Source organism: Prochlorococcus marinus str. MIT 0917 (assembly GCF_027359575.1).
In the GTDB taxonomy this organism is placed as follows: Bacteria; Cyanobacteriota; Cyanobacteriia; order PCC-6307; family Cyanobiaceae; genus Prochlorococcus_B; species Prochlorococcus_B marinus_D.
Window position 1 is genome coordinate 1,427,158 of sequence record NZ_CP114784.1, and the last position, 26,210, is coordinate 1,453,367.

At 31.5% G+C, this 26,210-nt stretch carries 36 protein-coding genes; 20 read left to right on the forward strand and 16 right to left on the reverse strand.

Features of this window, described 5'->3' with window-relative positions; all coding sequences use genetic code 11:
* Positions 1–35 precede the first annotated feature (35 nt).
* Both arfB and O5637_RS07945 read right to left on the reverse strand, forming a co-directional pair.
* Positions 36–458: an alternative ribosome rescue aminoacyl-tRNA hydrolase ArfB gene (arfB, locus tag O5637_RS07940; RefSeq protein ID WP_269604023.1), complete on the reverse strand. Its 423-nt coding sequence runs from the start codon at positions 456–458 to the stop codon at positions 36–38.
* 9 nt (positions 459–467) lie between these two features.
* Positions 468–956 (reverse strand): hypothetical protein, encoded by a 489-nt coding sequence (locus O5637_RS07945; RefSeq protein ID WP_269604024.1) that lies wholly within the window; start codon positions 954–956, stop codon positions 468–470.
* 581 nt (positions 957–1,537) lie between these two features.
* Here O5637_RS07945 and O5637_RS07955 point away from each other — a divergent pair.
* From O5637_RS07955 to O5637_RS07965, 3 genes are all read left to right on the forward strand, one after another.
* Positions 1,538–1,711 carry a hypothetical protein gene (locus tag O5637_RS07955; RefSeq protein ID WP_269604026.1) on the forward strand — a complete coding sequence of 58 codons (174 nt, stop codon included), beginning with the start codon at positions 1,538–1,540 and terminating at the stop codon, positions 1,709–1,711.
* Positions 1,712–1,847: 136 nt separating this feature from the next.
* Entirely contained in the window at positions 1,848–2,054 is a 207-nt protein-coding gene (locus O5637_RS07960) for a hypothetical protein (protein ID WP_269604028.1), read from the forward strand.
* Between the two features lie 210 nt (positions 2,055–2,264).
* The gene (locus tag O5637_RS07965) at positions 2,265–2,387 is read left to right on the forward strand and encodes a hypothetical protein (protein WP_269604030.1); all 123 of its coding nucleotides are present in this window, start codon (positions 2,265–2,267) and stop codon (positions 2,385–2,387) included.
* Positions 2,388–2,406: 19 nt separating this feature from the next.
* Here the strand turns inward: O5637_RS07965 and O5637_RS07970 are convergent, their stop codons facing one another.
* From O5637_RS07970 to O5637_RS07985, 4 genes are all read right to left on the reverse strand, one after another.
* Positions 2,407–2,616, reverse strand: a complete 210-nt coding sequence (locus O5637_RS07970; protein ID WP_269604032.1) for a hypothetical protein — start codon at positions 2,614–2,616, stop codon at positions 2,407–2,409.
* A gap of 196 nt (positions 2,617–2,812) precedes the next feature.
* On the reverse strand, positions 2,813–2,959 hold the full coding sequence (locus O5637_RS07975) for a hypothetical protein (protein WP_269604034.1): 147 nt from the start codon (positions 2,957–2,959) through the stop codon (positions 2,813–2,815).
* Positions 2,960–3,209: 250 nt separating this feature from the next.
* Positions 3,210–3,545 (reverse strand): hypothetical protein, encoded by a 336-nt coding sequence (locus tag O5637_RS07980; protein WP_269604036.1) that lies wholly within the window; start codon positions 3,543–3,545, stop codon positions 3,210–3,212.
* Between the two features lie 736 nt (positions 3,546–4,281).
* Entirely contained in the window at positions 4,282–4,812 is a 531-nt protein-coding gene (locus O5637_RS07985) for a hypothetical protein (protein ID WP_269604038.1), read from the reverse strand.
* A gap of 351 nt (positions 4,813–5,163) precedes the next feature.
* Here O5637_RS07985 and O5637_RS07990 point away from each other — a divergent pair, with 351 nt between their 5' ends.
* On the forward strand, positions 5,164–5,472 hold the full coding sequence (locus tag O5637_RS07990) for a hypothetical protein (protein WP_269604039.1): 309 nt from the start codon (positions 5,164–5,166) through the stop codon (positions 5,470–5,472).
* A 93-nt stretch (positions 5,473–5,565) separates the two neighbouring features.
* Here O5637_RS07990 and O5637_RS07995 read toward each other — a convergent pair whose 3' ends face one another.
* A complete protein-coding gene (locus O5637_RS07995) occupies positions 5,566–5,778 on the reverse strand; it encodes a hypothetical protein (RefSeq protein ID WP_269604040.1) in 213 nt (70 codons plus the stop codon).
* Between the two features lie 154 nt (positions 5,779–5,932).
* Positions 5,933–6,118, reverse strand: a complete 186-nt coding sequence (locus O5637_RS08000) for a hypothetical protein (RefSeq protein WP_269604042.1) — start codon at positions 6,116–6,118, stop codon at positions 5,933–5,935.
* Between the two features lie 116 nt (positions 6,119–6,234).
* Here O5637_RS08000 and O5637_RS08005 point away from each other — a divergent pair, with 116 nt between their 5' ends.
* The 3 genes from O5637_RS08005 to O5637_RS08015 all read left to right on the forward strand — a co-directional run bounded on the left by O5637_RS08005 (position 6,235) and on the right by O5637_RS08015 (position 8,166).
* Positions 6,235–6,630: a hypothetical protein gene (locus O5637_RS08005; protein ID WP_269604044.1), complete on the forward strand. Its 396-nt coding sequence runs from the start codon at positions 6,235–6,237 to the stop codon at positions 6,628–6,630.
* A complete protein-coding gene (locus O5637_RS08010) occupies positions 6,630–7,739 on the forward strand; it encodes an NAD(P)-binding protein (protein WP_269604046.1) in 1,110 nt (369 codons plus the stop codon). The genes O5637_RS08005 and O5637_RS08010 overlap by 1 nt, the downstream gene beginning before the upstream one ends.
* A gap of 160 nt (positions 7,740–7,899) precedes the next feature.
* The gene (locus O5637_RS08015; RefSeq protein ID WP_269604047.1) at positions 7,900–8,166 is read left to right on the forward strand and encodes a hypothetical protein; all 267 of its coding nucleotides are present in this window, start codon (positions 7,900–7,902) and stop codon (positions 8,164–8,166) included.
* Positions 8,167–8,229: 63 nt separating this feature from the next.
* Here the strand turns inward: O5637_RS08015 and O5637_RS08020 are convergent, their stop codons facing one another.
* Together O5637_RS08020 and O5637_RS08025 are read right to left on the reverse strand one after the other, a co-directional pair.
* Positions 8,230–8,532: a hypothetical protein gene (locus tag O5637_RS08020; RefSeq protein WP_269604048.1), complete on the reverse strand. Its 303-nt coding sequence runs from the start codon at positions 8,530–8,532 to the stop codon at positions 8,230–8,232.
* Between the two features lie 194 nt (positions 8,533–8,726).
* Positions 8,727–9,089, reverse strand: a complete 363-nt coding sequence (locus O5637_RS08025) for a DUF2237 family protein (protein ID WP_269604050.1) — start codon at positions 9,087–9,089, stop codon at positions 8,727–8,729.
* Positions 9,090–9,156: 67 nt separating this feature from the next.
* Here O5637_RS08025 and O5637_RS08030 point away from each other — a divergent pair, with 67 nt between their 5' ends.
* From O5637_RS08030 to O5637_RS08050, 5 genes are all read left to right on the forward strand, one after another.
* Entirely contained in the window at positions 9,157–10,944 is a 1,788-nt protein-coding gene (locus tag O5637_RS08030) for a DUF4214 domain-containing protein (protein WP_269604052.1), read from the forward strand.
* 1,341 nt (positions 10,945–12,285) lie between these two features.
* Complete coding sequence (locus O5637_RS08035) at positions 12,286–12,444, forward strand: hypothetical protein (RefSeq protein ID WP_269604054.1); 159 nt, start codon at positions 12,286–12,288, stop codon at positions 12,442–12,444.
* Between the two features lie 159 nt (positions 12,445–12,603).
* A complete protein-coding gene (locus O5637_RS08040) occupies positions 12,604–13,152 on the forward strand; it encodes a DUF4912 domain-containing protein (RefSeq protein ID WP_269604056.1) in 549 nt (182 codons plus the stop codon).
* A gap of 103 nt (positions 13,153–13,255) precedes the next feature.
* Positions 13,256–13,672, forward strand: a complete 417-nt coding sequence (locus O5637_RS08045) for a hypothetical protein (RefSeq protein WP_269604057.1) — start codon at positions 13,256–13,258, stop codon at positions 13,670–13,672.
* 110 nt (positions 13,673–13,782) lie between these two features.
* On the forward strand, positions 13,783–14,448 hold the full coding sequence (locus O5637_RS08050) for an SDR family oxidoreductase (RefSeq protein ID WP_269604058.1): 666 nt from the start codon (positions 13,783–13,785) through the stop codon (positions 14,446–14,448).
* Between the two features lie 89 nt (positions 14,449–14,537).
* Here the strand turns inward: O5637_RS08050 and O5637_RS08055 are convergent, their stop codons facing one another.
* Positions 14,538–14,807, reverse strand: a complete 270-nt coding sequence (locus tag O5637_RS08055) for a helix-hairpin-helix domain-containing protein (RefSeq protein WP_269604060.1) — start codon at positions 14,805–14,807, stop codon at positions 14,538–14,540.
* Between the two features lie 250 nt (positions 14,808–15,057).
* Here O5637_RS08055 and O5637_RS08060 point away from each other — a divergent pair, with 250 nt between their 5' ends.
* Positions 15,058–15,729 (forward strand): AAA family ATPase, encoded by a 672-nt coding sequence (locus tag O5637_RS08060; RefSeq protein WP_269606955.1) that lies wholly within the window; start codon positions 15,058–15,060, stop codon positions 15,727–15,729.
* Entirely contained in the window at positions 15,726–15,899 is a 174-nt protein-coding gene (locus O5637_RS08065; RefSeq protein WP_269604062.1) for a hypothetical protein, read from the forward strand. The genes O5637_RS08060 and O5637_RS08065 overlap by 4 nt, the downstream gene beginning before the upstream one ends.
* A 49-nt stretch (positions 15,900–15,948) precedes the next feature.
* Here O5637_RS08065 and O5637_RS08070 read toward each other — a convergent pair whose 3' ends face one another.
* Complete coding sequence (locus O5637_RS08070) at positions 15,949–17,787, reverse strand: ABC transporter ATP-binding protein (RefSeq protein WP_269604064.1); 1,839 nt, start codon at positions 17,785–17,787, stop codon at positions 15,949–15,951.
* Positions 17,788–18,517: 730 nt separating this feature from the next.
* On the opposite strand from O5637_RS08070, the gene O5637_RS08075 reads away from it, so the two are divergent.
* Both O5637_RS08075 and O5637_RS08080 read left to right on the forward strand, forming a co-directional pair.
* Positions 18,518–19,582, forward strand: a complete 1,065-nt coding sequence (locus O5637_RS08075; RefSeq protein ID WP_269604066.1) for a glycosyltransferase family 4 protein — start codon at positions 18,518–18,520, stop codon at positions 19,580–19,582.
* A gap of 550 nt (positions 19,583–20,132) precedes the next feature.
* The gene (locus O5637_RS08080) at positions 20,133–20,450 is read left to right on the forward strand and encodes a DUF3303 domain-containing protein (protein ID WP_269604067.1); all 318 of its coding nucleotides are present in this window, start codon (positions 20,133–20,135) and stop codon (positions 20,448–20,450) included.
* A gap of 77 nt (positions 20,451–20,527) precedes the next feature.
* On the opposite strand, the gene O5637_RS08085 is transcribed toward O5637_RS08080, so the two are convergent.
* A complete protein-coding gene (locus O5637_RS08085) occupies positions 20,528–20,704 on the reverse strand; it encodes a hypothetical protein (RefSeq protein WP_269604069.1) in 177 nt (58 codons plus the stop codon).
* A 266-nt stretch (positions 20,705–20,970) separates the two neighbouring features.
* On the reverse strand, positions 20,971–21,642 hold the full coding sequence (locus O5637_RS08090) for a hypothetical protein (protein ID WP_269604071.1): 672 nt from the start codon (positions 21,640–21,642) through the stop codon (positions 20,971–20,973).
* 318 nt (positions 21,643–21,960) lie between these two features.
* Here O5637_RS08090 and O5637_RS08095 point away from each other — a divergent pair, with 318 nt between their 5' ends.
* Both O5637_RS08095 and O5637_RS08105 read left to right on the forward strand, forming a co-directional pair.
* Positions 21,961–22,776 carry a PDZ domain-containing protein gene (locus O5637_RS08095; protein ID WP_269604072.1) on the forward strand — a complete coding sequence of 272 codons (816 nt, stop codon included), beginning with the start codon at positions 21,961–21,963 and terminating at the stop codon, positions 22,774–22,776.
* A gap of 553 nt (positions 22,777–23,329) precedes the next feature.
* Entirely contained in the window at positions 23,330–24,454 is a 1,125-nt protein-coding gene (locus O5637_RS08105) for a THUMP domain-containing class I SAM-dependent RNA methyltransferase (protein WP_269604074.1), read from the forward strand.
* A gap of 1 nt (position 24,455) precedes the next feature.
* Here the strand turns inward: O5637_RS08105 and O5637_RS08110 are convergent, their stop codons facing one another.
* Both O5637_RS08110 and O5637_RS08115 read right to left on the reverse strand, forming a co-directional pair.
* Positions 24,456–24,842: a phage holin family protein gene (locus O5637_RS08110; protein ID WP_269604076.1), complete on the reverse strand. Its 387-nt coding sequence runs from the start codon at positions 24,840–24,842 to the stop codon at positions 24,456–24,458.
* Positions 24,842–25,297, reverse strand: a complete 456-nt coding sequence (locus O5637_RS08115; RefSeq protein ID WP_269604078.1) for a DUF883 family protein — start codon at positions 25,295–25,297, stop codon at positions 24,842–24,844. Before O5637_RS08115 ends, O5637_RS08110 begins: the two co-directional genes overlap by 1 nt.
* Positions 25,298–25,524: 227 nt before the next feature.
* On the opposite strand from O5637_RS08115, the gene O5637_RS08120 reads away from it, so the two are divergent.
* Positions 25,525–25,656, forward strand: a complete 132-nt coding sequence (locus tag O5637_RS08120; RefSeq protein ID WP_269604080.1) for a hypothetical protein — start codon at positions 25,525–25,527, stop codon at positions 25,654–25,656.
* A 98-nt stretch (positions 25,657–25,754) separates the two neighbouring features.
* Positions 25,755–26,141, forward strand: coding sequence for a hypothetical protein (locus O5637_RS08125; RefSeq protein ID WP_269604081.1), 387 nt, complete (start codon positions 25,755–25,757; stop codon positions 26,139–26,141).
* Positions 26,142–26,210 lie beyond the last annotated feature (69 nt).

A 26,210-nucleotide genomic window follows, 5' to 3' on the forward strand; every position in this document is an offset into this window, starting at 1 on the left:
CTCTCAAAGGTTTTGCTTTCGCAAGTTTTTAGGGCTCAATAATCTATTTTTGATTGTCTGTTTCTTTTTATTTCACCTCGTTTCTTTTTTGACTCAACTCTCTTCATCTGTGATGAGCGTGTAGGAATGGTTTTCTTTCTCTTCTTGGGAGGTGGTTTTAAAAGGTCCCGCAAGGTTGAAGCCAGTCTACTTAAAGCTAATTGTCGGTTCTGATATTGGGTTCTCTTATCCTGAACAGCTATACAAATAGAACCATTTATTAGCTTGACTTTATCTTGAGTTGAGATCCTATGCTTATTGAATGGCGATAAGGCTTTTGATTCAAATACGTTGAATACTATTTCAGCTCGACTGTCTGTCTTATTTAGGTTCTCACCACCTGCTCCTGATGATCTAGAGAATCTCCACTTTATTTCGTTAGTTGGTATTTCAAGCTTAGTATTAATCCTTAGATTCATTTGTCTTCTTTATCCAGCCAATCGAAGTGAGCTCATTTCTAAAGGATTCTGCTTTCTTGGTATTGCTATCTCATTTTGAGAGAAGAATACGAATGAATCAGTGTTGTTGACCTCTGGACATTTTTTATTAGGGCCACATATGAATAAATATGATTCACCATATATACTTGCATCTGGAAGTTTTATACAAATAGCTCCTAAGTTCTTTTCAAGTAATGTCCACATTTTCTTTTTATCTATACATTCTTGAAAGAGATCGTTGAGTTTATTTTCATTACTCACACCTTTCATATTGAGAGCAAAATAATGATTAATAAAAATTTCTCTTGCATTCGTTTCAGATTCTTTGCTCAGTATTCTCGCCAAATAATGGCATTCATCAAGAACATATTCTTGACTATCTAGTTTAGATAGTACCCATCCAATATCTTTCTCACTCACCCCTCTTTCACTAAGAATAAATTCGAAGGCTCGTTCTTTAGTAGGACCTTTTCCCATCTAAAAGGTTCCACCAATTTGTAATCGATTATGACATATAAAACTAATATTTGTATGTTTTTAACCTTCTTACTTTATGGGTCATACGTCTTAAAAAATTTTTGTCAAAAATGTTAGGAGCTATTAGATAACTGCTTCCATGAGGAGCTAAAAAGAAGACCATTATGTTTGTATCTCCTGGTTATTTCAGTTGCTTCTCCTTTCCCTGCAAGGACTGTTGAAGAATTAGGAATAAAAACAGGCCAATCTGGTTTTGTGAAGTGTGATTTTTTTATTGGACTTATGATGATAAAGACATTTGCTTGCTGCTTGAAGGTGAAGTTACGCTAACTCCTGATAGAGGTGGACTTGTGAGTTTTTGTTAAGTTGATTTAGTTGTTTTCCTAGCAGGAATGAAGTCTAAATGGAATGTTCATCAAGCAGTCCGTAAGCATTTGCGTTTTAGTGATTAAACTATGTACCTATTTACATGTTAGATGAAAATCATGTCTAAAATTATTGCAATTATTATCGTGGCAATTTTTATTCTTTCTGCTTTTGCAGGATTGTTTGGAACACTTTTATCAAGCTAATCAATTCTCATGACTTATAAAATTATCAGGCATGACAAAGTGTCTGATGATATTACTGAGCAATCATTTAATAGCTATGACGAGGCTTATGATTTATTAGAGGGAATATATGCTGATGTTTGTTGTTCTGATGCTGATTATGGGGACCGTCCCTATTATGAAATTATTGAGGTATCAGAATGAAACCTATAGGCATGCATAAGCGGCTAATTGCTTGGTATCAAAATAAGCTGGGTATAAGAGAGTATGGATTGCTTTGGCTTGTTTTTTTAAAGGAGTCTTCGTTGCTCTGATATTTGAAAGACTCATTTTACATTAGATGTTTGATCAAGAAACTCTGTTGGAATATTTAGGTTCACCTGAGGGCATTAATAAAATTATTGTTGGAATTATTTTAGTCGGAGCTATTAATGCAATTTTTATAATTTATAGTGTTAGGACTACTTATGGAGCTGCAAAAAAAGCAAGAGAAAAACTACAAATCCAACAATCTAAAATCGATAAATTATCCCCTAAACAGGAATAGAATATATTCCTCTTGCTCAACTATGGACTAACGAATCGAGGAGTAGACGTATCAATTTTAAACGTGTCTAAGTTTTCCAGTAATTGTTTATGCAGCGTATGTTTTGATGAATAGCTTTATGCCTTTGTTTATGGTTGGATTTGCAATTGAGTTGTTGCCTTACTTTCCCAAATATGCTTATCAGCCTTGCCGCCTTTTTAGTAGCTACATATGATCCGAGCTGAAAGACTTAATGAGTTCGATCAATTAGCAGTTAGTGAAGAATTGAGAGAGTGGTTGCATGAGGGTGCAAGGCTTGGGGATGTATTGAAACTAGTAAGTATCAAAAAATAAGTAACATTAGAAAATAAATTTATGCCGCAATTTTATCAATAGCTAATAGTTTAGCGATATCACTGTCTACAGGATCACCTTCTTCTTTACGTTTTACGAATTTATCAAATTCAATTACATTAGAATTTTTCCTCTTTAATTCAGTACTTTTATTTAAGTAATCGAGAGAGACTAGAAATACAGGAATAACGCAGAATGGAATAACCAAGAAGTAGAACTCAACAGGCATTTGACTTTATAATTATAAATAAAGCTTTACTTAAGTAGTCAATGATTGCAATAGGGCGTTGTACGAATTTTATGCTTTCCTAATACGTTATTAGTCTGAATTACTTTAATGATTTATTCAGTTGTTTACTTGTAGGTGAGTTTTCAGTAAGAGAAAGCAGAATGAGTTCTTATTTGATGATTCGTTTCGGAGCCTTTTATGCAGCTGGATCTTCTATTCGACCATATCGACATCTCATTATGTCTATTACTTGCTCCTTTGTACTCCAGCTTTTAATTCGATCCTTAATGCTAAGTAGTTGTGATTCTGTGAGTTCAAGACGTGCGTGTTCCAAATTTGCCATTTAGTTAAATACTCGTGGCAGTGATGATGATGATTTGCAAGCAGAGCAAAAAACAAAGAGTAACCATGGAGGCTCAAGCAATGGTTTAATAAATCGATTTTTACATGTCTGTGTAGCTTGTCAATTCCCTTCCTGAACTAAACAACAACGAACACGTAGGTTATAGATAATACGGTACATCATTTGTTCTGGCATTACACTTTTCAGGCTCATCTTTATACATTGATTAAACGCTTTAAAGTGATTTATATTATGCAACTTTTGGATCATCCTTTTTTTGTAATTCTTTTTTTATTTTGGAATACTTCCTGCCAATTTTGTATTGCCTATGGAATAAATTTAATTGGTTGTTTTCGTCATTAGAAGATTTAGTTTCTATCTCTGCTATTGGTTTAGTCATTTGACTCCATACAAAAAGCAGCCCAAGTGCAGAAGCAAGTAATGGAAGATACTCTTTAATTAAACTCACGACTACTAAAGTAGTTATAAAACAAAGAGAAAACAGGGTCCATTTATGAATTCTACTATTTTCTAGCTTTTTCTTTTTTGATTTTGGAGAAGGAATGATTGGTAGATGAGGATTCATACGTTATTGAGTTGTAGATGTATTGGATTAGAAAGATGTAGTAATTGTTCTATCTGTTGTAATAATATTTGTTTGCAAAGCAGCTTTATTTTAGAGATCTTTTGCTATTCGATTTATGTAGCTTAAAATCTTTTTCCCGTTGTGATATCGGAAATACGGTGATTGATAATGACACAGAGATTCTATTTAACTAGATAATTTTTAACAAATTCAATCAAGCTTGTAAATGTTTCTGAATGAATCGCCCATAGATTTTAGTATTTTGCTGTTTTTTAACACTAATTAGCTTTATTGAGCTTTATGGTCTTTTATCTATGTCTTGTTGAAAATGATTTTGCTAGTTTCAAAAAGTAATTTAAATGTTGTATTGACAAATCACTCAAAAAAACTCTTGAGAACCAATATTCATGAAAATCTATAATAGCTATTGAAAGTATACTAATACCATAGTGAAAACTCTTTTTTAATAGCAAGCCTCATCAAAAAATAGATAAATCTTATAAGGAAAATATTTGTTGGATTATGAGTAGACTCTTTGGAAAGAGGAATCAAATCTTTCTTTCTAAAGATTATATAATTGAGAAACTTTTTCTAGAATCTAAAGGAAATATAATCTCTATCAAAAAATCTGAGTTATGTTTGCCGATAATACTGCAATTATGATGTTCTAATTAACATCTAATTTTATTCTTATTAAGTTCGATTAGGAATAGGAGATATTAGGAAATTAAATTGATTATTTAATTTCGCATTTAAGTTCTGCAAACGCCTCATTTGGAAGGCCAAGAAAGGTATCTAAAATTTTATTACCAGTTTTTGGAATTATAGAAACTCCCACGAGCTTGGTTTTGCCATTGCTTTGAAGAACCATACCTTCTCCTATATGTAAGTTACCTTTTACTTGTCCTGTTTTGAGAAGGCTTTGAACTATTAACTCAGGAAAATTAAGCATAGCTCCAATGCTAAAAAGAAATTTGGATTCAAATTTCAATAATACTTCTCCAGAATTCTTATCAATAGTTCCTTCTAGCTTATCCATAAACATTTTGATCTTGAAACCTGGTGGTAAGGGAAAAGATAAAAATTTTGTTGTTTTTGAAGTAAGAGGAGGAATTGAAAACGTTTTAGATGAAAAACTTATATGTATGAGATTATTTGTCTGATTTGTAAGTAATGTCGCTTTGCCTCCACCCCCATAAGCGTTATAAGTAAATGGTGGATATTTACCAATTTTTAATCGACATCCCTCTAAACTCCTCAGTTGCATAGGACAATCAATAACTCTTCGTTCATATCTGATGCGAAACAAATTACTGCAATAGAGATTAGTATAGCTAATCTTATTTATTTACTGTATTAAAAAAATTGAGAGTTTTTATAATTGGCTACTTCCGACTGAAGTGTATTGCATAGATGCGACAAACTTCTGTATTCACTCAATTTCATAGAAGATAAATTGGAGATGATAACAAGTCATCAAGTATTTTTATTAGATTACCTTTAACCAAGTGATGAAGGAGAAAGTTGAATTTTCAATTGAATCATTATGTTCATTTGGTCATTACACTTATAATTATGCATTTTGTAAATTACAATGATGTATTAAATATTGTCCTTGATGCCTGAAAACCTAACACCAGATTGGTCCTCAGAATTTGAACACTATAAGAAACTTTCTAGGCAAGTAGTTACGAATGAAGATATAATTAATTTTTTTAATAAGAATCAGAAAGCTTTTTATCTTGATAGCTTTTCCTCAAGCTGGTCCAGAATGATGGAGGCATATGAAGTTAAAGAGAGTTTAAGTTTAGATCAATTAAACAAACTGGAAGAAATGCAATGGCAGGAAATGCCAGACTCATTGAAATTATTTGCCTATGATTTTTGTATTAAGAATGGATTTTGTTTTACTGGAACATCTAGTTAACGTAAAAAATATTAGATAGTGAGAATTTATAAAATTTTATAGAGCGATGAAAGTAGGTTTTAATCTTAATTAAATCTAGGAAAGCACTAACTTCTATTGATTAGGATCTCCTTTTCTTTTATCTTTTAATCTCTCTCGATTGGAAAGCCATGATCTAAAATTATCATCCTCTACTTTTGCGCGCCACTCTTTAGATGATATGGGCAGTTTTGTTTTTTTCTTCTGCTGTTTTTTATTAAACGTTAAAAATAAATTTAGATAAGCAGCTATGACTAAAAGAAAAAGTAAAATTGTATTGATATGCATTTTGCTAGAGTTTTCTTGTATATAAGTAAATGATAATCAACTATATGCAATAAGAATATACCTTGAAAAGGTTAAATGATTTTCAGAGTAATAATTGAATTATCAGGTAGAGCAAAAAAGTCCTAGTTAGATAATGCATTATTATCCGCAAAGCTTAAGAAAAGACAGTAGAACGATTAATTGAATAGGATGATTCTAAATATCGATCGGTATTCCTAGCTACTGCCGCGTTCGATTCATGAAAATAAGCATCAATCCGATTCATGGCTGTAAATGGTAGTGATTTGTATGATTGCACTGAAAAACTAATAGTTTGCTGGTTTAAATCATTTGCAGTCACTTTTTTAATTTTTATGTAATAGTATATTATATATGATCATAATAAATTAGCTCTTAAAAATTACTTATTTTAAGAGCTATTATTTGATTCTAAAAACGTAATTTAAAATTTTAATTATGAATATAATTAAAAAAAAATCTTTTCAAATGCTTATTTTAGGATTATGTTTAATTTCTTTTTTGCAGTCACAAATTGTACAAGCGATGGACTTGGACTTGACAGCAGCTCAAAATGTAGTTGGTAAAAGATTTGCAAGTAAATTTTGTGAAGCAAAAGAAAAGGGATTTTCCTCAGAATTATCAAGTGAATTCGCACTAAATAATACTTACTTAAAATTTGTATCTTTTCCTAAAGATGAAAGTTTTATAGAAGATCTTTGGGTGTATACAATATCCAGCATCCGAAAGAATTGTGGTAATTATCTTACTGAACATGAAGAGACTAACTTAAGAGAATTTTTTCTAGAAGAAGGAGAAATAGCAAGTAACCGTGATTTATATTTACCTCATTAATGAATAAGATTTATGATTGTATAGTCATAGGTGCAGGTATATCTGCATGTACGTTCGCATCATTTCTTAATCAAAGATTTTCTGATGCTTCTATATTATTAATTGAACAAGGGAGGAGATTAGGTGGAAGATCTACTACGAGAAAATCAAGAAAAAACAAAATTCTTGAATTTGATCATGGTCTACCTTCTATTAGTTTTAGTAAACATATTTCAAAAGATATATTGACACTAATTTCACCATTAATAAGTTCAAAAAAAATGGTAGATATCTCAAAGGATATTTTAATAATGAATGAGTTTGGTATTTTGAAGAATGTATTTACTAATGATAAAATTTATAGGAGTGTCCCTTTTATGAAAAATTTTTGTGAAGAGATAGTTAATCAATCTATGAATCCAAAAAAAATAAATTTTTTATTTCAAACACTTGCTAAATCAATAAAACGAATAAATGATTTATGGGAGATACAAGTTGATAACGGGAAGATTATTAAATCAATAAATCTTGTTTTATCTAGTTCTTTAATAGCTCATCCAAGATGTTTGGAAATTTTAATGACTAACACTTTGCCGTTGAGGGATGCTTTCATCCCAGGCAAAGATAAAGTCGTAGATTCTGTTTTAAGAGAAATAAGAAAACTAACTTATATAAAGCGAAAAATATATATTTTATATGTTTCAAACTTGGAACTAGTTAAAAATTTTAATCAACAGTACTTACAAATAATCTTTTCAAATGTAATTAGAGAGGATTTGAGTTTTGAAAGAATTATTTTTCAAAGGCAATCCGATGGATCTTTGATTATATTATTACACTGCTATTATATAAATAATCTATTGGAGATTAATATTGATAAAATCATTAAATCTTTGTCATCTCTATTTTTGAATTATCAAATGTTTGTAGATTTATTTTTACAAGCTAGACTAATAGATAAAATGGATTGGAGGGCTTCTCAACCTCTTAATCACCTATTACCTAAAGAATTACAGTGGTCTTCTAGCAGCCGGATTGGTTTTTGTGGAGACTGGTTTGATTTCAATAGTTGTGGAGGAGTAGAATCGGCTATGAATAGTTCAATCAGATTGGCTAAAATGATTAACTAGGCTGACTTCTATTCAATTCTTCACCTATTATAAGCTGATTCATAGAACATTCTGAATAGCAATAAGGTATTTCAAATATATCAAAATTCCAAAGAATATATTTTTTTACCTTGCTTTATTTATGAGTAGTAGATATACATGATTTGTATTTATTTTTATTATGATTACGGTTGTTTTTCTGTTGGCTTTAGGCTTGGCTGGTTGGACTTTCTCAACATTAATGAGTAAAGGCAAGCATCAAGATGAGATTACCAAAGAGCTAGGAAATATTTTTGAGAGTTTAAAGCTGCTAACTTCTTCAATTACTTCTCTTGTAAAACTTTTGATGAAGGATTCTATTGCTTCAGCTAAAGATGAGGACTTTCAACCTATCAGTTCGAATGTTATTGATCTATTAAAGCTAGAAAATAAAGATAAAGCTGCGTGATTGTTCGACTTCAATATTTAGTTTTCTATTTGAAAAGCTTACTTGTTTATTTTAATTAAATTACTAGCTTCTTTTGATCCATGAAGGTGCTCCAGTGAACCATTCTCCAAGATCATCTCGATCGGGATTGTATGTTGAGTTTGGGTCCTCTGAACTTAGATCAAGTCCGTTTAGTAAGTCATCTATTTGATTATCAACAGGTTGGTTACGTTGAATACGTGAAGCTTTTCTAAGCCAACTAGATACGTTTTGATTCTTCGTTGCATATTTATTTATATAAATCCTTTCTTCAAGGGTTACTTGATTTCCCGCAGACAGCCTATTTAATATTTCTTGTATTCGCAGCCTAGAGGAAGTAGTTAGCATGATTAATTATCTATTCTGTTCTTTTTAGCTTGAAATAAGTTAAGTGCAAGTTGAATTGATTCAATTTTAGAATTAATTTTAATTTACAAGAAATCTTTTTCAACAATTATTTGCCTATTTTGCTTTGGCTTGTAGATTTTGATATTGAGTTCTTTTTTCTTACGCCAAATAAAAAACATCAAGAACTAATTTTATTATTTTCTATGTGAAAATTTTTTTAAAGTATCTATATCAATAATTTCTAGAGTACTTTCATCTGTTGCCTCAAGGTCAATTAAAGGTGCCATGCCATCTTCAAATGCTTCTTTCCATCTAGGAGCACAAAGGCACCAGTGATCATCTTTTTTTAATCCAGGAAATCCTATTTGAGGAGTAGAGAGATCATTACCTTGAGCTTTGCTGTAAGAAAGAAACTGCTCAGTGATAACAGCACAAATAGTATGCATTCCTTGATCAGATATGTCTGTTCTACATAACCCATCTCTATACCATCCAGTCATGGGATTGCAACTGCAAGATCTAAGTTCAGTCCCCAAAACATTTTTTTTTTGCGACATGACTTTTTTTATTTCGTATGGATATAGTATGACTTGATAGAGTTTTTTATATGCAAGGTAAAAGAAGATGACAGCGCCATTAATACAAGGTGCCTCTGGGGTCCAGGGAGAAGAATTAACTTATGTTTTTACTAATGAAAATAATAAGAAAATTTATACCTTTACTTCTAATGAGCCAGTTTCATGGTCTATAAATGGCGGAGAGAAAAGTCTTTTTTCTATTGATAAAGATACTGGAACATTAAGCTTCAAAGATTTACCTGACTATGAAACAATTAAGAAATTAAATGGAACGACATTAAAATTCACCACTAATTATTTTACTACAAGTGTCAATGAAAGTTTTTTTGTAGAAATCTATAATAACCAAAATGAAAGTAATAAAAGTACACCTACTACTGCTAATAATTTTCTGCAATATGTAAATGATAAATCGTATGATAATACTTTAATTCATAGATTAGTTTCTAATTTTATTATCCAGGGTGGAGCTTATACTTGGCCGGAAATATCATCTAATGAAATTGGTGGCCATCCATTACTAGTACAGTCAAAAGGTGAAATAATAAATGAACCTTATAATTCAAATATGATGGGTACAATAGCAATGGCAAAAATTTCAGGACTGCCTAATAGTGCTACATCTCAGTGGTTTATAAATTTGTCAAATAACTTAAGTCTTGATTCACAAAATGATGGATTTTCTGTATTTGGACATCTTTTAGGTGATAGTATTGAAAATCCTTTATTATTAAATAATCAATTAACTTATAATGTTAATTATCATGATATAGATTTGAATATACCCGAATTACCCTTGGTTAATGTGCAAGGAAATGTTATAATTAATACTAACTACCTTGCTATTAAGACGATTGCTATAGTCAATCAAAGACCTAGTGAAATAGAAAATAAATTCAATGTTATCGTAACTGCTAGTGATTCAGACGGAAACAAATCAAATCAATATGTAATTGTCAATCTTCAAGATATACAAGGAGAGGTTCTTAATGGAATTGATGGAGATGATAATCTCAAAGGAGGTTTAGGAAATGATACTTTTCAAGGCAATGGTGGAAACGATACGATTGATGGTGGGGCTGATTATGACATAGCAACTTACTCGGGAAATTTTTCGGAATATACTTTTGACATCGCCAATAAAATAGTTACTGTTACAGATAATCGCTTATCGAAAACTGATGGAATAGATTCATTATCTAATATTGAGAAGCTTACTTTTGCTGATCAAAGTGCATTGATCACCAGTCAAGAAATTAAACCAATTCATTCCTTAGGATTTCAATCAGAAAAAATTTATTCAGGTACAAGTGATACTTATAAATTTTATGATTTAGGTAGTGATCACTATGGCGTAGGGACTGCTACCGGTATTGATGAATTAACTGGTGAATCTATTCTCAAATTTGATGATAAGAATATGAATCTAATCAATGATGTTAAAGCAACATTTGATCAGGTTACGGGTTTAAATACAGATTCTGGAAAAATGTTTCGCCTTTATAACGCCTCATTTAAACGTTTACCGGATCCCGATGGATTGCGATATTGGATCGGTAATTTTAGTTCTGGTAAAGATGACGAAAGAGCCGTGGCATCATCATTTTTAGCTTCCGCAGAATTTACAGAGCGCTATGGAGTAAATGTCTCTAATGAAAGTTATGTCAATACTCTTTACGTCAACGTATTAGATAGAGATGCTGATACAAGTGGTTTGAACTATTGGTTAGGTCAACTGACAAGTGGAGCAGAGACACGGTATGAAGTTCTTTTAGGTTTCTCTGAATCAGCCGAAAACAAAGCACTTTTTTCTGAGATAACTGGTTTATATTAATTATTTGATTTCGAGTTTTATATGTAAATACAAATGTATGAAATATTGACAGGTGAATTTTTGATCTCACAAAAATCTTAGGGACTAGAGTCTTCAAACTCTAGTGGTTGCCATCAAACATCATTTTTAATTTGTTTATGGATTAAAAGTTGATTTATTCATCTTTTCTCAGTTGAAGTTAAATATCATTCAAGTGCTTAAGTTAAAAATTTTCTTATTTCTACTTAAGAATCCATGAGACTTGCGAAAGAGTAAAGGTATAGTACACTAGTATTAGTCTGTGTTATTCTAGATGGAAATTCTCTCTATTCTTTTTGTTTTGCAAAGCATTCTTTTGATTAGTCCACGTATTGTCTCTTCGCGCTTTTCTAGTTGAAATTCTTGTTTAATCTCTTTCGATTATTTCGCATAGATTAATTCATTCGGTATTTCGCTTTTAGTGATCTTAATTAGGTTCTTATTGTTTTTTTAACCACAATCATAAATTCTGGCGCCAAGCGTTTTGATGCTGTTAGGCATTGTTGCAGGTTTAGGGGTATTCGCTATCACTGGGCAAGTCATACCTTGCATTTTTTAATTGGCTAACAAGTTTTAAGAAAAAATAGTTATTAGAATATTTACGTCTATTAACTATTTTTCGAATCAGATTCAATAAATAAAGATCAGTAAAGAGACAATTAATCTTGATTTGTTTCTTTTAAAATTTTCAAATAGGCGAATTAATCCAATCATAGTCGGCTCCATTCATGAAACCTATTAATATAAATACAAGAAAAAAAGAAATTCCCACAGTTGGAGCCTTGGGAGTTTGTGTTTATGCTAAACCGCTAAAAATTAATGACTCATATGAATAGTATTAGAGGTATTGTTGGAGACCCATTTTCAGGGATTTTGTAAATTTATCTTTAATTCGCATATTTATCCAACTTATTAGGTGGACTTTCTCTGCGAGTGAAAACAAGCATAATTTGGCGTAATCATTTTCAAATCTTTATTTTTTTCGAAATTGTCACCTAATTTACCTAAAAATTTTTTTTATGGCTATTGTTTATATATGTTTATTTAAGGAGGTGATCCATTGTCGCATCTACCAATTGGTCAAGAGTCATTGGAAATAAAAAAACTTTTTGGTTCCGTTACTCCTGCCTTGAAGGGTTTTATTATTAATAGATTTATATAGTTACATTTATCTATTAATTATTAAGCCAGCTATATCTTAGCTGGCTTTTTTTTGCTTGAGCTATTCGAAAGTAATGATGAATGCTCACTATTTTTAATTGTCTCTTGATATATATTTGAAAAAGGTTAGGATTACACTATAGACGTTATTTTATTATGTCGATGTCTAATGATGAGAAAATTGAAGTTGCAGAACAAAGGATAATTGAGTTGAAAACTTTAATTAATCATTGGAAGACAAGTAATATTGCCTCAAGAAGGTCTACTTCAGATTTGGTTGACGCCATCCTTTCTGATAGGCAAGGATCTCAAGCAGCCTAAGTTATTAAAATTTTTCATTGTTTAAGATTTATTGTATCTATTTAGCCATTATTTAATTTGTTGTTTTATGTATTGAATATAACCAAAAAGGTTAAAGATAATAAAAATTACGGTAAATAATTAAATTTGAATTATACTAAGTAATAATTTTTAATTAAAATGAAAATTGGTCGTAATTTAAATTTGAAAGAATATCTGTGGACTAGTTTAAATAAATTAACTAATAGCTTTACAAATTTAGCAGTTATTAATTTAGGAAATGGATATATTAAATGTATTTGGGAAATTAGTTCGATTGATAACTTTAGAATTGATTTTAGTAAAAGTCGTTTTTTTGCTATTAGATTATTTGATATAACCAATAGTAGAAATATAAATAATTCAACTTGTATTATGAAAGAAATTCAGGTAAATAAATTTCAATCTTCTATTACTTTTCCTATCCCTATAAACAAAGGTGTCTATTATTTTGAGTTTGGTTATCGCAAGAAAAATGGTGAGTGGAGACATCTTGCATGTCAAGATCTGAAATTGGGCTATAGAATAAAAAAAGTAATTCATTATTTTAATAATGATGATTGGTTTGATTCTAAAATATGTATAAGAGAAGATGATCTTAGTTTTCATGAAAAAGCTTATCAACTTTCACTCAATTCAATCATTGGAGGCTCTGAGAATATTTCTTATGAAAAGGAAATGACTGATTAAGAACTTTTATTTTATCAATTTTAATTCTTTTGATTAAACTTTTAGAAAATCTACTTTTTTACTTATCTAGATTTAGAATCTAGATAAGTAATTCATATTAAGTATGAGCAACGAATTATCAATAACAAAAACTTTAAAAACCCAAGATTTTAGTAATATTGATATTGATTTGGTTTTGAATTACCTGCAAACTTTAGATTATGATCTAAAGAGAACTAGATATATAGGTAAAATAATTTCAAAGAATGAAAGGTTAGCAAAATACTTTTTTTTTCGAGAAAAATTGAAAATTGAAATTAATTCTTCAGACAAAACTTTTCATATTACTGAGATTTTAGATCAATGTATTGATTGGAGTGAGTTTTGGCGATTGCTTGTTGTTAAAAAAGGCTTTTGCTGTATTCGACTATCTGGAGAATTACATGGTAAATCAAGATTTATTTTTTTGTCAGGTCCGAATATTCTCTCTGAACCCTCTACAGATCTTTCTGATTCTATTTATCAACATGTAGATTATTGATTAGACTTTTTAACTGAAAAAATTATTCATAGCTGTACGTTCTGATTTTGTATCAATTCGAGTAATTTTCGTTGTTTTTATTTTAGTCTTGTTAGATCTGGAATTTGGTTTTGTCTACTTATTTAATTACAGGTGCCAATAGAGGTATCGGTTTAGAACTTGTCCGTCAATTGAAAGATAGAGGAGAAGATGTCATTGCTACTTGTAGATCTACTTCCCCAGAATTGAATTCCTTGTCAGTAAGAGTTGAGACAAATGTTGATATCACTTCAGGAGATTCGGTTGTTAGGCTTAGGGATAATTTAAATGATACTAGAGTTGATGTAATGATTCAAAATGCCGGCATTTCGGAATTTAATTCTCTTTCTAGTTTAGATCCTGGAAGTATCGTTCATCAATTCAAGGTAAATGCCTTAAGCCCTCTTTGTTGTGTGCAAACTATGCTTAGTAAGCTCAATAAATCTGCAAAGATAGCTTTAATAAGTAGTCGTATGGGTTCAATAGAGGATAATAGCTCTGGAGGTTCTTATGGATATAGGATGTCAAAAGTTGCTTTATGTATGGCGGGCAAATCTTTATCGGTGGATTTAAAGCAAAGAGGTATTTCGGTAGCAATTTTACATCCAGGTTTAGTTAGTACTCGAATGACAGGATTTACTTCTAATGGCATTCAGCCTAAAGAATCAGTTAAAGGACTAATTCAAAGAATTGATGAACTTACACTTGAGAACTCAGGAACCTTCTGGCATTCAAATGGTGAGATCTTACCTTGGTAAAAGGTTATGCATATATAATTTTCATTGACTATATTGACTTTATATATTCAAAGAAAAAATATTTTTTTTTACTTATTAATTACTTAAAATTATACTCTACCTAATGTTTTTCGTAACTTTTTAACAAAGCTAATACCAACTCCGGGTATATTTAAAAGTTCTTCGTCAGATGCAGATATAATTGATTCTGGTGTCATATATCCAGCTTCATAGAAATTATTACAATTTTTTGTTCCAATGCCTGGTATAGATGTAAGATTTTCACATCTATCTGATAGTTCTTCTTGTTGTTTATTGAAAATACTTAAAATGGTTGAAAGATTTCTTTTTGTATTTAATAAAATGTTTTTAATGAACATTTCTTGTGCCAATACATATTATTAATATGCAGTAGAAAAAAATTCTTGCAAGCATAAATATTTTCTTTTGTTGATTAAATTACTAATTATGCTATAAATTTGTATTTAAAAATACAAAATAACCATATTTATATATGCTTTTCTTATATTAATAATTTTTTTGTATAAGTATCTCTTGATTGATCTTCTAATGGCTACTTGACTTTGTAATTAAATCTTGCAGATTAATTTTAGATGTAAATCACTTCCTTTGTTCATAACTGTGTGTGGCCAAAAAGGTGGAGTGGCTAAAACTTGTACCTCAATCCATCTAGCAAGCGTATGGTCTGCTCAAGGGAAAAATGTTTGTTTAGTTGATGCTGATAGAAATCGATCGGCTCTTGCTTATGGATCCAGAGGTAATCTTGATTTTAATATTGTTCCTGTAGAGGCAGCGGCTAAAGCAACGAGATTCTCTGAAATTGTTATCACTGATGGACAAGCAAGTACTGATGAAGAAGAATTGAAACATTTAGCAGCTGGATCTGACCTTGTACTCTTACCTACAGCGCCACAAGCAAGGTCGGTTGAATTAACTGTTGAATTAGCCTCTTTACTAAAACAGTTAAATATTCCTCATGCAGTTTTATTGGTTAAAGTTGATTTCCGCCAAAGGCGAATTGCAAATGAAGCAAGAGAAGCTTTAGAAAAATTTGCCCTAACTGTATTACAAGGTGAAATTCCTTTGCTATCTGCTTTTGATAAAGCAGAAAATCAAGGAGCAGCAGTAATTGATGCTGTAGATGATAAAGGTCGATCCGATCCCAGGCGAATGTCAGGTTGGTCGGCCTATTGTTCCATTGCTAAACAAGTTCAATGCCAGATTTCGAAGCACTTGTTAAACATCAACAAAACAGTCGAAGACCTGCAACTGAGCGCTTGAAAGTAGTCGAAAGACTGCCTATGTCTACTCAAGTACCAACTACTGATGGGAAAAATTTGAGTACATTATTTTTTGGTTTTTTAGGAGGACTTTCTGGATCACTGATTGGAACAGCTCTTATTTTTTATCTTTCAGCCAAAGAATTTATAGACTTTAAACTTCTTTTTTAAAGTTTAATTTCGAATAAAAATTTTTTTATATTTTAAAATTGTCTTAGATTCATATATTTGATATGTGTTTCCTTTTGGCTATTTCTACCATATTAAAAAAAGTTTTTGATTGTTTTAGTAGTTGTTGATAATTGCCAAAGGCAATTATTTTCCCATCTTTAAATTCATATATACAATCTGATCTTTCAATTGTGGATAATCTGTGAGCAATAGTGATTATTGTGCAACGTCTACCTATAATTTCAATCGCATCCATGACCTCTGCTTCTGTTCGGTTATCTAAGGCACTAGTTGCTTCATCTAAAACTAATAATTTTGATTGCCTGTAAAAAGCTCTTGCTATTGCTAGTCGTTGTCTTTGCCCCCCAGATAGTCTTATGCCATTATCACCAATGGAGGTATGCAACCCCATTGGCATTTCTGATACCAATTCTGCTAATTGAGCCGCCTTAAGTGCATCCCAAACTCTTCCATTATCTATGATTGCTTTATCTAATCCATATGCAATATTTTCAATAATATTGCTATTTAATAAAGTAATTGATTGCGGAACGTAAGAACAACAATCCTGCCAAGCAGGGACTTCTGTATCAGTAACTTCAACTCCATCCAATAATAAATGTCCTTCTGTTGGCCTAAGTAGGCATAGCAATTGATTAGCTGTGGTGGTTTTTCCACTTCCAGTTTCTCCTACAAAAGCTATTCTTGAACCTATTGGAATAGTTAGATTAATCCCCTTTAAAGTGTATTCTTTACTGTTGGGATACTTGTAACTCAATTTTTCAAGTTTTATATTATTCCTAGGTTCAATTCCTTGTTTAGTAGGAACGCCTATTGATCTTTTAGTTAGCCTACTAGAAGGAAGTTCTATTAACTTTAGTATTTCTTCTAAATCAGGTATTGATGCACGCATAGAAGTTAATGCTCTAAATGAATCTTGCAATGGAGGCGTTAGTTTTAATGCAGCTACTGCAATTGTTGCTAAGAATGGAACTATCTCAATAAGTATTGAATCGTTTTGCCCGGTTATGTATGGAAAAAGACCAATAACAAAAATCAATGTAATACCAAAAGGTTCAATTAATGATCTAGGTAATTCAGGTAAAACTTCAGCTTTCCAAATGAATGGGAAAGAGCTTTGACTCGCTAACTGATATCTTTTCTCAAAGTAAGATTCTGAGCTGGTAAGGTGAACATCTATGATTGTCCGCATTGATTCAGTGAGTATATTATTTGTTTCTTTCTCTAATTTGATTCTTTGACGAGATGAATGCCTGATAAAAGGCGTTACAAATAATGAAATAAATATATAAAAAATTAATAGACTTATGATTAAATATAGAGCTATAGATTTTGCTATAAAAAGGACAGCAATGCATATAAATGTAATCACACATAAACCACTAGAAATCTGAAGGATGGGTCTTACTAGGAATTCTGAGACTCTTGAAATATTGATCAATACTTTTGACGATAAATCAGATTTTTTCTTATTTAAGAAGAATTCATATGGTTGAGATAGTAATTTTTTCTGTGCTAGTTCCGATAAGTCTTTCCAAATTGCTACTCGAAGTCTTTCTTGGGCTGCTTTAAGAAATAATTTTGAAAATGATGCTAGCCAATTCATTGCTATGTATATGAAGACTAGACTAATAACTTTTGTTTTTGGGTCTTCAGGTATGAAATTTTGAAATGGTAGTGGAGGCTGATTAGGTTGACCTATAAAAACAGTAAACAATCTAGAAACAATTCCAACTACGATCACATCGACTAAACCAGTCAAGGCTGCTACAGGAATTAATTTCAATAGCGACCTTCTTCTTCTAACTGGTAGTGCCTTCAGCAGGCGCATTAATAGATGATATGTTTTGCTGGTGCCAATAATCATTCTCTAAAATTACTTACTTTTCAGAAATTATTTATGCTGATTCAGCCAGTTCCTTGGGTGTATGTGTATGAGTTTTTTACGTAAAAGCTGTCAAATTCATCAAGAAAATTATGAAAAAGTATTATTCAGAGATTATTAAATTGATTTAAATTTGACTATTTTTAAGCTTGATTAAAATTTATTTGTGGATATAAAATATCCCAAGAAAATTAATATAAGTAACGGCATTAAATAAATAATAATCATAAAACCAGAGAAAAATATAAATAGAATTAGAAATATCAAAAAGCCTATTAATATAGTTCTCAGAAGTCTTTTGATTCTATTTAGCCAAAATATACCTTTAAGCTTTTCTAGCTTGATTTCTAATTCTTTACGACTACGATATAATTCTTTAAGTTGTTTTTGGTGCCAATTAATTGAGTCCTCTAATTTTGTTTTGTATACATTCTTTCCAATTTGTTCTAGAAAATTATTAGATTTGGAGAATATGGAACGGAATTTTACAATTTGTGCCTCAACTAGGTTTTTGCTAGTATTTGATATTTTTTGATCTATCTCTATAATTTTAGTTTTGATTTGATCTTCTAAGGCAAAACTTTGATTTGAATTATATTGCACAATTTGATGACTACTATTTTGCCTGTATTTAAAAAAATTAAAAAAAAAGTTTGCTCTCAACATTTGAATGACTATTATCTAAGATAGTTTCTATGTGAATATTATAACAATGACTTCTATAGTTTTTAATGGTAGCTACATAACAAAAAAAAATACAGGTATTGGAGTTGTTTCTAAGAATTTACTATATTCTTTATCAGCCCACAAAATAACTACACTTGTACCAAAAGATATAGGTATAAAAGGTGATATTTACATACCTAATAACTTATCTCCGGGTTCAGGATTGAAAAGCCATTTTAGACGATTGTACTGGCTTCAAAATGTTGTTCCAACATTAATGAATAATACAAATTCTGAATATTTTTTATCACCATTATTGGAAGCACCATTGTTTACCAATGTGAAATCGATTGTTTTGGCACATGATTTAATACCAATTAGGTATCCGTCGATATCATTTTTAACTTTATACCATTTAGTTTATATCCCTTTAATTTTAAAACAATCAACGATAATTTTATGTAATTCTATTTCTACTGCTAATGATTTGAATAGTTTTTATAAGGTGCCTATGCATAAATTATTTCCAATTCGGTTAGGATTTAATAATAAAAAGTATTATCCAATAAAAAAAAATAGACAAAAATTCTTTCTTATTATTGGTAGACATAATCCCCATAAAAATTTAGGAAGGGTTATCAAAGCATTTGCATATGCCAAAATTAATAATTATAAGCTTATTTTTGTAGGCCCTTTTGACAAAAGGTATACACCAAGTCTTATAAAACTAATTGATGAATATAATCTTGGACATTTGTGTATCTGGAAAGGTTGGATTGATGATGATGAAAAATTATCATTATTAAACGAATGTCAAGCGCTTATTATTGCGAGTCTTTGGGAAGGATTTGGCCTTCCAGCTCTTGAGGCAATGGCTTGTGGAACGCCGGTTATCGCTTCTGAAATAGGCGCACTTCGAGAAGTTATGGGAAATTATGCTTATTTTATTGATCCATTAGATATCCAATCCATAGCTTTTGCGATGAATGTAGTCGTAAATGATAAAAAATGCTTCGAAAAAGCTTTTCAAGAAGGCCCATCTCGAGCTCAGTCTTTTAATTGGTTTGATACTGCTAAAACAATAGAGAAAATTATTCAAGAAATCGACTAAGATCTCTTTTCTAATCTATGAATTGATAATGTAATTTGGCAATACAAATTTTCTAAATTATCGAATATTTAAAAAATTATATCCTTTTCTTATCTAATTAATCAGATTTAAAAATTTGTTGTCTGATTAATTAGAATTACTTTTTCTAATACAGTTTCACTCTTAATTTATAACTGCTATGATAGTTTTTTAGTTTATTTGCAATATGTCTAGACAAAAATCTAAAAAAAAATTAACTTCTAAAATAATGCAAGCAAATGAGGAGACAAAGACAACACCTAGAACTGCAAAACTTGTTCTCTTTGTATTTGGTCTAGGTCCTTTGATTCTTATGTGTATATTTTTATTCTCAAATGGATTTTTCAATTCTCCTTTATAATGTAGAAATTTTTTAGATGATGAATACTCATCAGTATTTTTGATCTGTAAATTAGTTCCTAAGCGTTCTTTTTTCTTTTGTCTTCTTTTTATAACATCATTTGTTGGTTGATCGATATATCAGCAATTTATTTTGTGTTTCTAGCTAAACTTTGTTTTTATTGGAAGACTAATGCAACTCTATTTGGTTGATTGCCAGTTCACAGATACTGATAACCAAATTGCTGCTTACAAGCAGTTTGTAAAATTTTGGGAAAATGGAGAGATGTCTAAACAAGATAATTTTGATGGATTTGAAATGCTATTTCGTGTTCATGCTCCTGGAGAGGGTCGTGTTGTTATTCTCTGTAATGCAAATGGTGATAAGGAACTTTTCCAACATTTTGCCCCATGGAGAGCTCAGTTTGGCATAGATATGGAAATCACTCCAGTTATAAGCTGTCAAAATGTTGTTGACTATCATAAGGAATTATTCGAAAAAATGTCTTAAATGTACTCAAAAAATATATTAGTTTTTTAATACTTTATTTAATTTATACATAGATTATAAAGTTTTAAAAGATTTATTTATTTTTTTGAGATAGCATTTTCGCTGGTCCATATATTTTTGAAGTTGGCTTTATTTTTTAGTAATTGAATAGGAAGGCTTGCTAATACTGCTAATGAAATTAAAGCAAAAGAATCAGTTGTAAATCTAGCAATTCCCCATTCTGATGAGGCTAAAGCAAAAATAGATAGATGCATAAAATTAATGATGTTTAAAAAATTTTATCAGACTTGTCATTATAAATTTAATTACTTATTAAAAATTATTGTATTTACCAACTATATAAGAAACTTGTATGTATCAATTAATTTAATGCTTATAAAAGATGAACTCAAGCTTTTTGTAGCTTGTAACAATTAATTATAATTTCTTTATTTCTAAATAGATTTTTTCTTTTTTGTCCATTTCATTTTTAAGTTCCTTGCTTGGCTCTAGTAGATCAAAGTTATTTCTATTATTTCTTTCAATTTGCCCATGTGATTGACTCTTTAAATTCTTTACTGTTTTCTATCTCCATAACCTCTTTAGCTTTATCTGTTCCTACATTAATTACAAAAGCCAATCTATTAGATTTGCCATCGCCTTGGTAAGAATGCCATGTTTTTTGATTAATTCGCGAGAATATTAGGGCTCTATTTACTTTCCAATCAACTACAACCCCTTCACTTGGGGAAAGAATTTTTCCATTAAACAATATATAGTTTGGGCAAGGATAAATAATTGTACCGATATTTTTTTCTGGCTTTAAATAAATTACCGTAGATAACAATTTAGAAGCTACGTCATCATGAATTTGGTATTTATAATCTTTACCAGTCACTACAATTTTATAATCTATATACTCTATAAGATTGGATTTTGCAGGACAAAGTTTTGAAAGTATTGAATAAAAAAATTCTTCATACTTATTATGCATAGATATGATATTATCAATGGATAAAGGACCTCCTTTTGTGGCTTTAGGCTCGATATTCTTATCTTTGAAAATACGTGCTTGATAGATTGTAGTGAATTGAGTTGAAGGTACTTTTGAAATATCAAATCGATTGAAATATTGCATTTCATTATCAGAAAAAAAATTATCTAGGATGAGGTACTTAAAAAAATATTTACTTCGAATAGGGATTTCAACCATCTGTATAGTTTATAAGGTTTATTTAACTTAAGACTGTAAATTGAATATAGATATTCACATTAATCAATTCTTTATAATTTTCAATTAAATATTAATTGCTTGGAAGAGAATCATGTGAGCTAGCCTTGATTTACCCTACTTTTTCCGGCAGTTTTAATATACTAATTTTCCCGCATACCTATGTGTAACCATTTGGTGTGACTAAAAGACTCTTTTATACCAATTAAAAAGGAGCCCTTCCAGGCTCCATGGATCAATTGGGTAATACGTTGCCTCTATATTGATGTGAGATGGAACTAGATCAGCTAGAAAGTGCTAATGAAACGCTTACTAATTGCACCTCTAATACTCGCTCTTTCTTCACCAGCTTTTGCAGGGATTCCAGAGTCATTAAAACCAACCAAGTGGATGAAAATCGATGAGGCTTGGATTATTGATACTGAGGACGTAGAACTTAAGGGAAGTAAATTCCGTTTTTATGTAGAGAGAAGAGCGACAAAAGATGAGGTAGGTGAAAGGGATTACATAGCTAGTTATGTAGGCAAATTGAGATTGAGATGTAGTGATTTTTCAAGCAAAATTGAAGTTAGATACGACAATCCACCTTTTGGCTCTTACTACCAAGGGGGTGCCTGGGAGAAAATTAGACCTGATATGATGGCTTATCAACTTGCAAATTATTTTTGCTTTTTAAGTGGAGTAGAGGGCTATACAAGGGAAGGTGAAGAAGAATATGTAGGACTAGGGATACACATGTCTTCAGATCAAAAGACTGGAAATATAGTTATTAATCGGGTCATAAAAGATTCTCCAGCAGCTAAATCAGGAGTTATGCAAGGTGATGAGCTCATCTCTATTGATGACTGGTCAATGAAAGGTTTGGGTATTGATAAAGCCCTCCAGTTGATGAAGGGAGAAGAAGGAGAGAAAGTCAGTATCGTTATTCAAAGAACAAATGAATTAGATAAGATCAAGTTCAGTTTTAAAAGAGAGAAGATCACAATTGATGAGCCTGATTGGGTAAAGAAAATAATTAAAACAGTTCAAAGCAAGCCAGTCATAGAGGAAAGAACTGGACGGACAAATTGCGATTCTCCTGTTTGGCGCAATAGACCTGAGTGTTTTGATTACTAAACCAGTTGGCCTGACTTAGGTCAGTCCTTTTTTATGTTTTTGAGATGATTGAGAATTGCTTCTCAAGAGGAATATTGGATTTTGCCCCCAGTTTTGCCCCCGAAAATCGTGCAGATCTTTATTTGATTTTTTGCCCCCGATTTTGCCCCCAAAGACTATTTTGCTTTTTTTTGAGATCTTGAGACTCGTTGTGCTGCAATTAAAAAGGACGCCTTCCAGCGTCCATGGATCAATTGGGTAATAAGGCTGACCTGGCCCCATCTCCTAAAAGATCAAGCAGCAACAGGGGCTGTTTGACGGGAGAAACTAACGATGTTGTTAGCAGTTATGGTTTTGCTCTGACCGAGCAGGCTTCAGTCACTCGCCTGATACCCCGTCGAAGCCATTGCAGCCCCATTTATGGAGCTGAGCGGAATCGAACCGCTGTCCGAGATACTGGTGTGAATCACCTAGTCCATTTGAAAATAGACACATACATTCTGACAGATCTTTTGGGATTAATCGATTAGTGTTGAAAGAACTTTTTTAACCTTTTTAAATAACTTATTAAATAATGAAACTTGTTGCATCTATTTCAGAAGGTCTTGAAAAAGAGGGTGCAAAAGAGTTGATAGAACTTGGAGCTGAATCAGTTAAAGCTTCAAGGAGGCATATCTCATTTGAAGCTGATATGGCTTGTTTATACAGAATACATTTAAGGGCTCGCTTGTCTTTTAGATTTTTAAGAGAGATTTGCACATTTCCTTGTCATGGTACTCATGAACTTTATAGGGGTGTTCAAAGGTCACTTGATTGGGAAAATTGGCTTCAGCCCAAACAAAGTTTTAGAGTAAATGTCACTGGATTTGGAGAAGGATTATCACATACCCATTTCACGGCTTTGCAGGTTAAAAACGCAATAATTGATTTACAAAGAGAACGTTGGGGTTTGCGTTCAAGTATTGATTTGAAAAATCCAGATATTTGTTTTCATTTGCACTTGTCAAATTATCAAGCCGTTTTGAGCGTTGATGGTACTAACTCTAGTCTTCACAAAAGAGGGTACAGACCAGCTGTTGGAATAGCTCCAATTAAGGAGACATTAGCTGCAGGTTTAATGCGAATGACTGAGTGGGATGGAACTAATAATCTGGTCGATCCATTATGCGGTTCTGGAACATTTTTGATTGAAGCAGTGAGCATGTTGCTTGGAATTGCAACTGGTATGGATAGGAAATTTCTGTTTAAGAATTGGCCGGATTTTGATACCTCTATTTGGGGTAAAGAATTAAAAATGGCACAGAACATAACACCTTTAAATAAGAAGTTACCTAAAATAATTGGCTGTGAAGTTGATGCAAGTATTGCTTCCTGTGCCATTGATAACGTTAGGAAAGCGGGCTTAGAAAATTATATAGAAATAATCAATCGTCCTTTTCAAGAATTTAAATTACCTCCTGGATTAGGACTTTTAATTTGTAATCCTCCATATGGAAAAAGAATAGGAGATGTAAATGAACTACCTGATCTTTATACACAATTAGGCCAATATTGCAAAAAAGAAGCCTCTGGATGGGATCTTTGGTTACTTAATGGAAATCCAAAACTTAGTAAATATTTAGGGATGAAAGCAAGTCGACGTTTTCCAGTAAATAACGGTTCAATCGATTGCCGATGGTTGAATTATAAAATTAAATGATTTAATTTTTTCCTAAAACAGCTCTTGTGGTTTTTGCAATTCCCTCCAATGTTTCTGGAAGGTAAGGACCTTTAGCAAGATATCCTCCAATTCTTAGACTCATCCCCGCCAATACAAGATTTATAAATACTAAAATTAAAATTGTTGCTTTGTTATCTATTTCAAGCAAGTCTCTAAGCCAATATCCCAGAATTAATTCAGACCCAAGTAAGGCCAATAACATTAATACGCCTCCAGTAGCTAAGAAAATCACACCACTTATTAGCCGGCGTTTTTCTCTGTCCATTTCTTGCAGAGCAATACGTACATGGAGATCCATAACTGAACTTGCTAATGCAGTCACTCTTGCTGCAGCGCCTATTCCTTTTTTGCGTTCTGAGTTGGTCATTAATTTCTTCTGCCTCCACTAAGCAGTATGCCAAATATGACTCCAATTCCAGCAGCAATACCTATGGCTAAAAGAGGTCTTTTTCTTACTGGTTTCTCAATTCGTGGTCTAAGAGTACTGTTTAATTCATCTAGAAGTTCTTCAAGCTGTTTTTCGAGAGGCTCTAAAGACTCTGCTAGACCTTTGGTTGTGTCAGTTGCTGAATGAAAAATTTCTTCTAGTTGTTCTTGCACTCCAAAACTGTTTTTTCCTGAATGCACAGATATGACATTGATTAAATCTTCGAGACTGCCTTTAGTTGCTTCTAATGTTTGTTTCGCTAAATCTGGCCAACGCTCTTGAATTTTTGGCAATAAATTATCAAACTGCTCATTGAACCATTGTTCTGGAGCCTTTTCAGAAATAGCTTCTTCAGTGTCGACTGAATTTGATGATGAAGATGGTGAGGAATTCACTTATTCCATAAACCTAAAGGTTTATTAAAGAATAGAGAGATATTGCCCTAATCGAAACCCCTTAATGGAATTCAATTTTGAAATTTGCCTCAAAAGAATTCTTTTTGTTTGAGTTTTAAATGTTTTAAGTCCAGAATTTCACAAGAATATTTCGTCGTCTTTGCTTACAAATATTGCTATTCGAATACTTATAGTGCTAAAGGTCATTGGTATCTCCTTATAAACCCATGGGCGTCGGAATTTCATCAATGGTTTTTGCTTCTAATACAATCCCTACTGATTTTGGTCTTGTTTTAGCTGCAATAGCAGGTGCTGGAAGCCTTCTTTTAATTGCTTTAAGGTTTGTACCTGAGGCATAAAGCTAAAAAACGAATCGTTCAGAAATTCTTGTTGAGGAGATTTATCTCCTGAAGAATTTTTATGGAAATTTTCTTTTTAGTTTTTTAATATTTTTCAATTGAGTAATTTTGGTGAAAACAAATTTTATAGGTGGGTTTTGTTAAAGCACATTGGATCACCAAATGACATTAAGGGGATCCATTTTGATTTGCTTTTAGAAGATAAAGATTTTTGCAGAACTTGGCGATTGAGTGATATTCCGCTATTAGATGGACCTTATGTAGATTCCATTTGTATCGCACCTCATAATCTTTACTGGCTTGATATCAAAGAAAAGTTTGTTTCAGGTAATAGAGGATTTGCATCAAGAATTAAGCAAGGTATTTTTTTTAAATCTTTTCCATCAATTGAGAGTAGTTTTATAAATGTATCGCTGATTTGGGACAAGCTTGAAGTGGATTTGGCAATAGATGAAAATGGTTGCAGAATTTTCAGGAAAAAGTAATTATTTCTTCTGAGTTAGAAGGACTTGAGTTTCTCTGATATTTCGCTAATCTCATTCATATTGTGGATG

What these genes read in the sequence shown, in the direction of transcription:
- arfB (WP_269604023.1), bottom strand. Translation starts at nt 458, where the DNA reads ATGAATCTAAGGATTAATACTAAGCTTGAAATACCAACTAACGAAATA.
- O5637_RS07945 (WP_269604024.1), bottom strand. Translation starts at nt 956, where the DNA reads ATGGGAAAAGGTCCTACTAAAGAACGAGCCTTCGAATTTATTCTTAGT.
- O5637_RS07955 (WP_269604026.1), top strand. Translation starts at nt 1,538, where the DNA reads ATGACTTATAAAATTATCAGGCATGACAAAGTGTCTGATGATATTACT.
- O5637_RS07960 (WP_269604028.1), top strand. Translation starts at nt 1,848, where the DNA reads ATGTTTGATCAAGAAACTCTGTTGGAATATTTAGGTTCACCTGAGGGC.
- O5637_RS07965 (WP_269604030.1), top strand. Translation starts at nt 2,265, where the DNA reads ATGATCCGAGCTGAAAGACTTAATGAGTTCGATCAATTAGCAGTTAGT.
- O5637_RS07970 (WP_269604032.1), bottom strand. Translation starts at nt 2,616, where the DNA reads ATGCCTGTTGAGTTCTACTTCTTGGTTATTCCATTCTGCGTTATTCCT.
- O5637_RS07975 (WP_269604034.1), bottom strand. Translation starts at nt 2,959, where the DNA reads ATGGCAAATTTGGAACACGCACGTCTTGAACTCACAGAATCACAACTA.
- O5637_RS07980 (WP_269604036.1), bottom strand. Translation starts at nt 3,545, where the DNA reads ATGAATCCTCATCTACCAATCATTCCTTCTCCAAAATCAAAAAAGAAA.
- O5637_RS07985 (WP_269604038.1), bottom strand. Translation starts at nt 4,812, where the DNA reads ATGCAACTGAGGAGTTTAGAGGGATGTCGATTAAAAATTGGTAAATAT.
- O5637_RS07990 (WP_269604039.1), top strand. Translation starts at nt 5,164, where the DNA reads ATGCCTGAAAACCTAACACCAGATTGGTCCTCAGAATTTGAACACTAT.
- O5637_RS07995 (WP_269604040.1), bottom strand. Translation starts at nt 5,778, where the DNA reads ATGCATATCAATACAATTTTACTTTTTCTTTTAGTCATAGCTGCTTAT.
- O5637_RS08005 (WP_269604044.1), top strand. Translation starts at nt 6,235, where the DNA reads ATGAATATAATTAAAAAAAAATCTTTTCAAATGCTTATTTTAGGATTA.
- O5637_RS08010 (WP_269604046.1), top strand. Translation starts at nt 6,630, where the DNA reads ATGAATAAGATTTATGATTGTATAGTCATAGGTGCAGGTATATCTGCA.
- O5637_RS08015 (WP_269604047.1), top strand. Translation starts at nt 7,900, where the DNA reads ATGATTACGGTTGTTTTTCTGTTGGCTTTAGGCTTGGCTGGTTGGACT.
- O5637_RS08020 (WP_269604048.1), bottom strand. Translation starts at nt 8,532, where the DNA reads ATGCTAACTACTTCCTCTAGGCTGCGAATACAAGAAATATTAAATAGG.
- O5637_RS08025 (WP_269604050.1), bottom strand. Translation starts at nt 9,089, where the DNA reads ATGTCGCAAAAAAAAAATGTTTTGGGGACTGAACTTAGATCTTGCAGT.
- O5637_RS08030 (WP_269604052.1), top strand. Translation starts at nt 9,157, where the DNA reads ATGACAGCGCCATTAATACAAGGTGCCTCTGGGGTCCAGGGAGAAGAA.
- O5637_RS08035 (WP_269604054.1), top strand. Translation starts at nt 12,286, where the DNA reads ATGTCTAATGATGAGAAAATTGAAGTTGCAGAACAAAGGATAATTGAG.
- O5637_RS08040 (WP_269604056.1), top strand. Translation starts at nt 12,604, where the DNA reads ATGAAAATTGGTCGTAATTTAAATTTGAAAGAATATCTGTGGACTAGT.
- O5637_RS08045 (WP_269604057.1), top strand. Translation starts at nt 13,256, where the DNA reads ATGAGCAACGAATTATCAATAACAAAAACTTTAAAAACCCAAGATTTT.
- O5637_RS08055 (WP_269604060.1), bottom strand. Translation starts at nt 14,807, where the DNA reads ATGTTCATTAAAAACATTTTATTAAATACAAAAAGAAATCTTTCAACC.
- O5637_RS08070 (WP_269604064.1), bottom strand. Translation starts at nt 17,787, where the DNA reads ATGATTATTGGCACCAGCAAAACATATCATCTATTAATGCGCCTGCTG.
- O5637_RS08075 (WP_269604066.1), top strand. Translation starts at nt 18,518, where the DNA reads ATGACTTCTATAGTTTTTAATGGTAGCTACATAACAAAAAAAAATACA.
- O5637_RS08080 (WP_269604067.1), top strand. Translation starts at nt 20,133, where the DNA reads ATGCAACTCTATTTGGTTGATTGCCAGTTCACAGATACTGATAACCAA.
- O5637_RS08085 (WP_269604069.1), bottom strand. Translation starts at nt 20,704, where the DNA reads ATGCATCTATCTATTTTTGCTTTAGCCTCATCAGAATGGGGAATTGCT.
- O5637_RS08090 (WP_269604071.1), bottom strand. Translation starts at nt 21,642, where the DNA reads ATGGTTGAAATCCCTATTCGAAGTAAATATTTTTTTAAGTACCTCATC.
- O5637_RS08095 (WP_269604072.1), top strand. Translation starts at nt 21,961, where the DNA reads ATGAAACGCTTACTAATTGCACCTCTAATACTCGCTCTTTCTTCACCA.
- O5637_RS08105 (WP_269604074.1), top strand. Translation starts at nt 23,330, where the DNA reads ATGAAACTTGTTGCATCTATTTCAGAAGGTCTTGAAAAAGAGGGTGCA.
- O5637_RS08110 (WP_269604076.1), bottom strand. Translation starts at nt 24,842, where the DNA reads ATGACCAACTCAGAACGCAAAAAAGGAATAGGCGCTGCAGCAAGAGTG.
- O5637_RS08120 (WP_269604080.1), top strand. Translation starts at nt 25,525, where the DNA reads ATGGGCGTCGGAATTTCATCAATGGTTTTTGCTTCTAATACAATCCCT.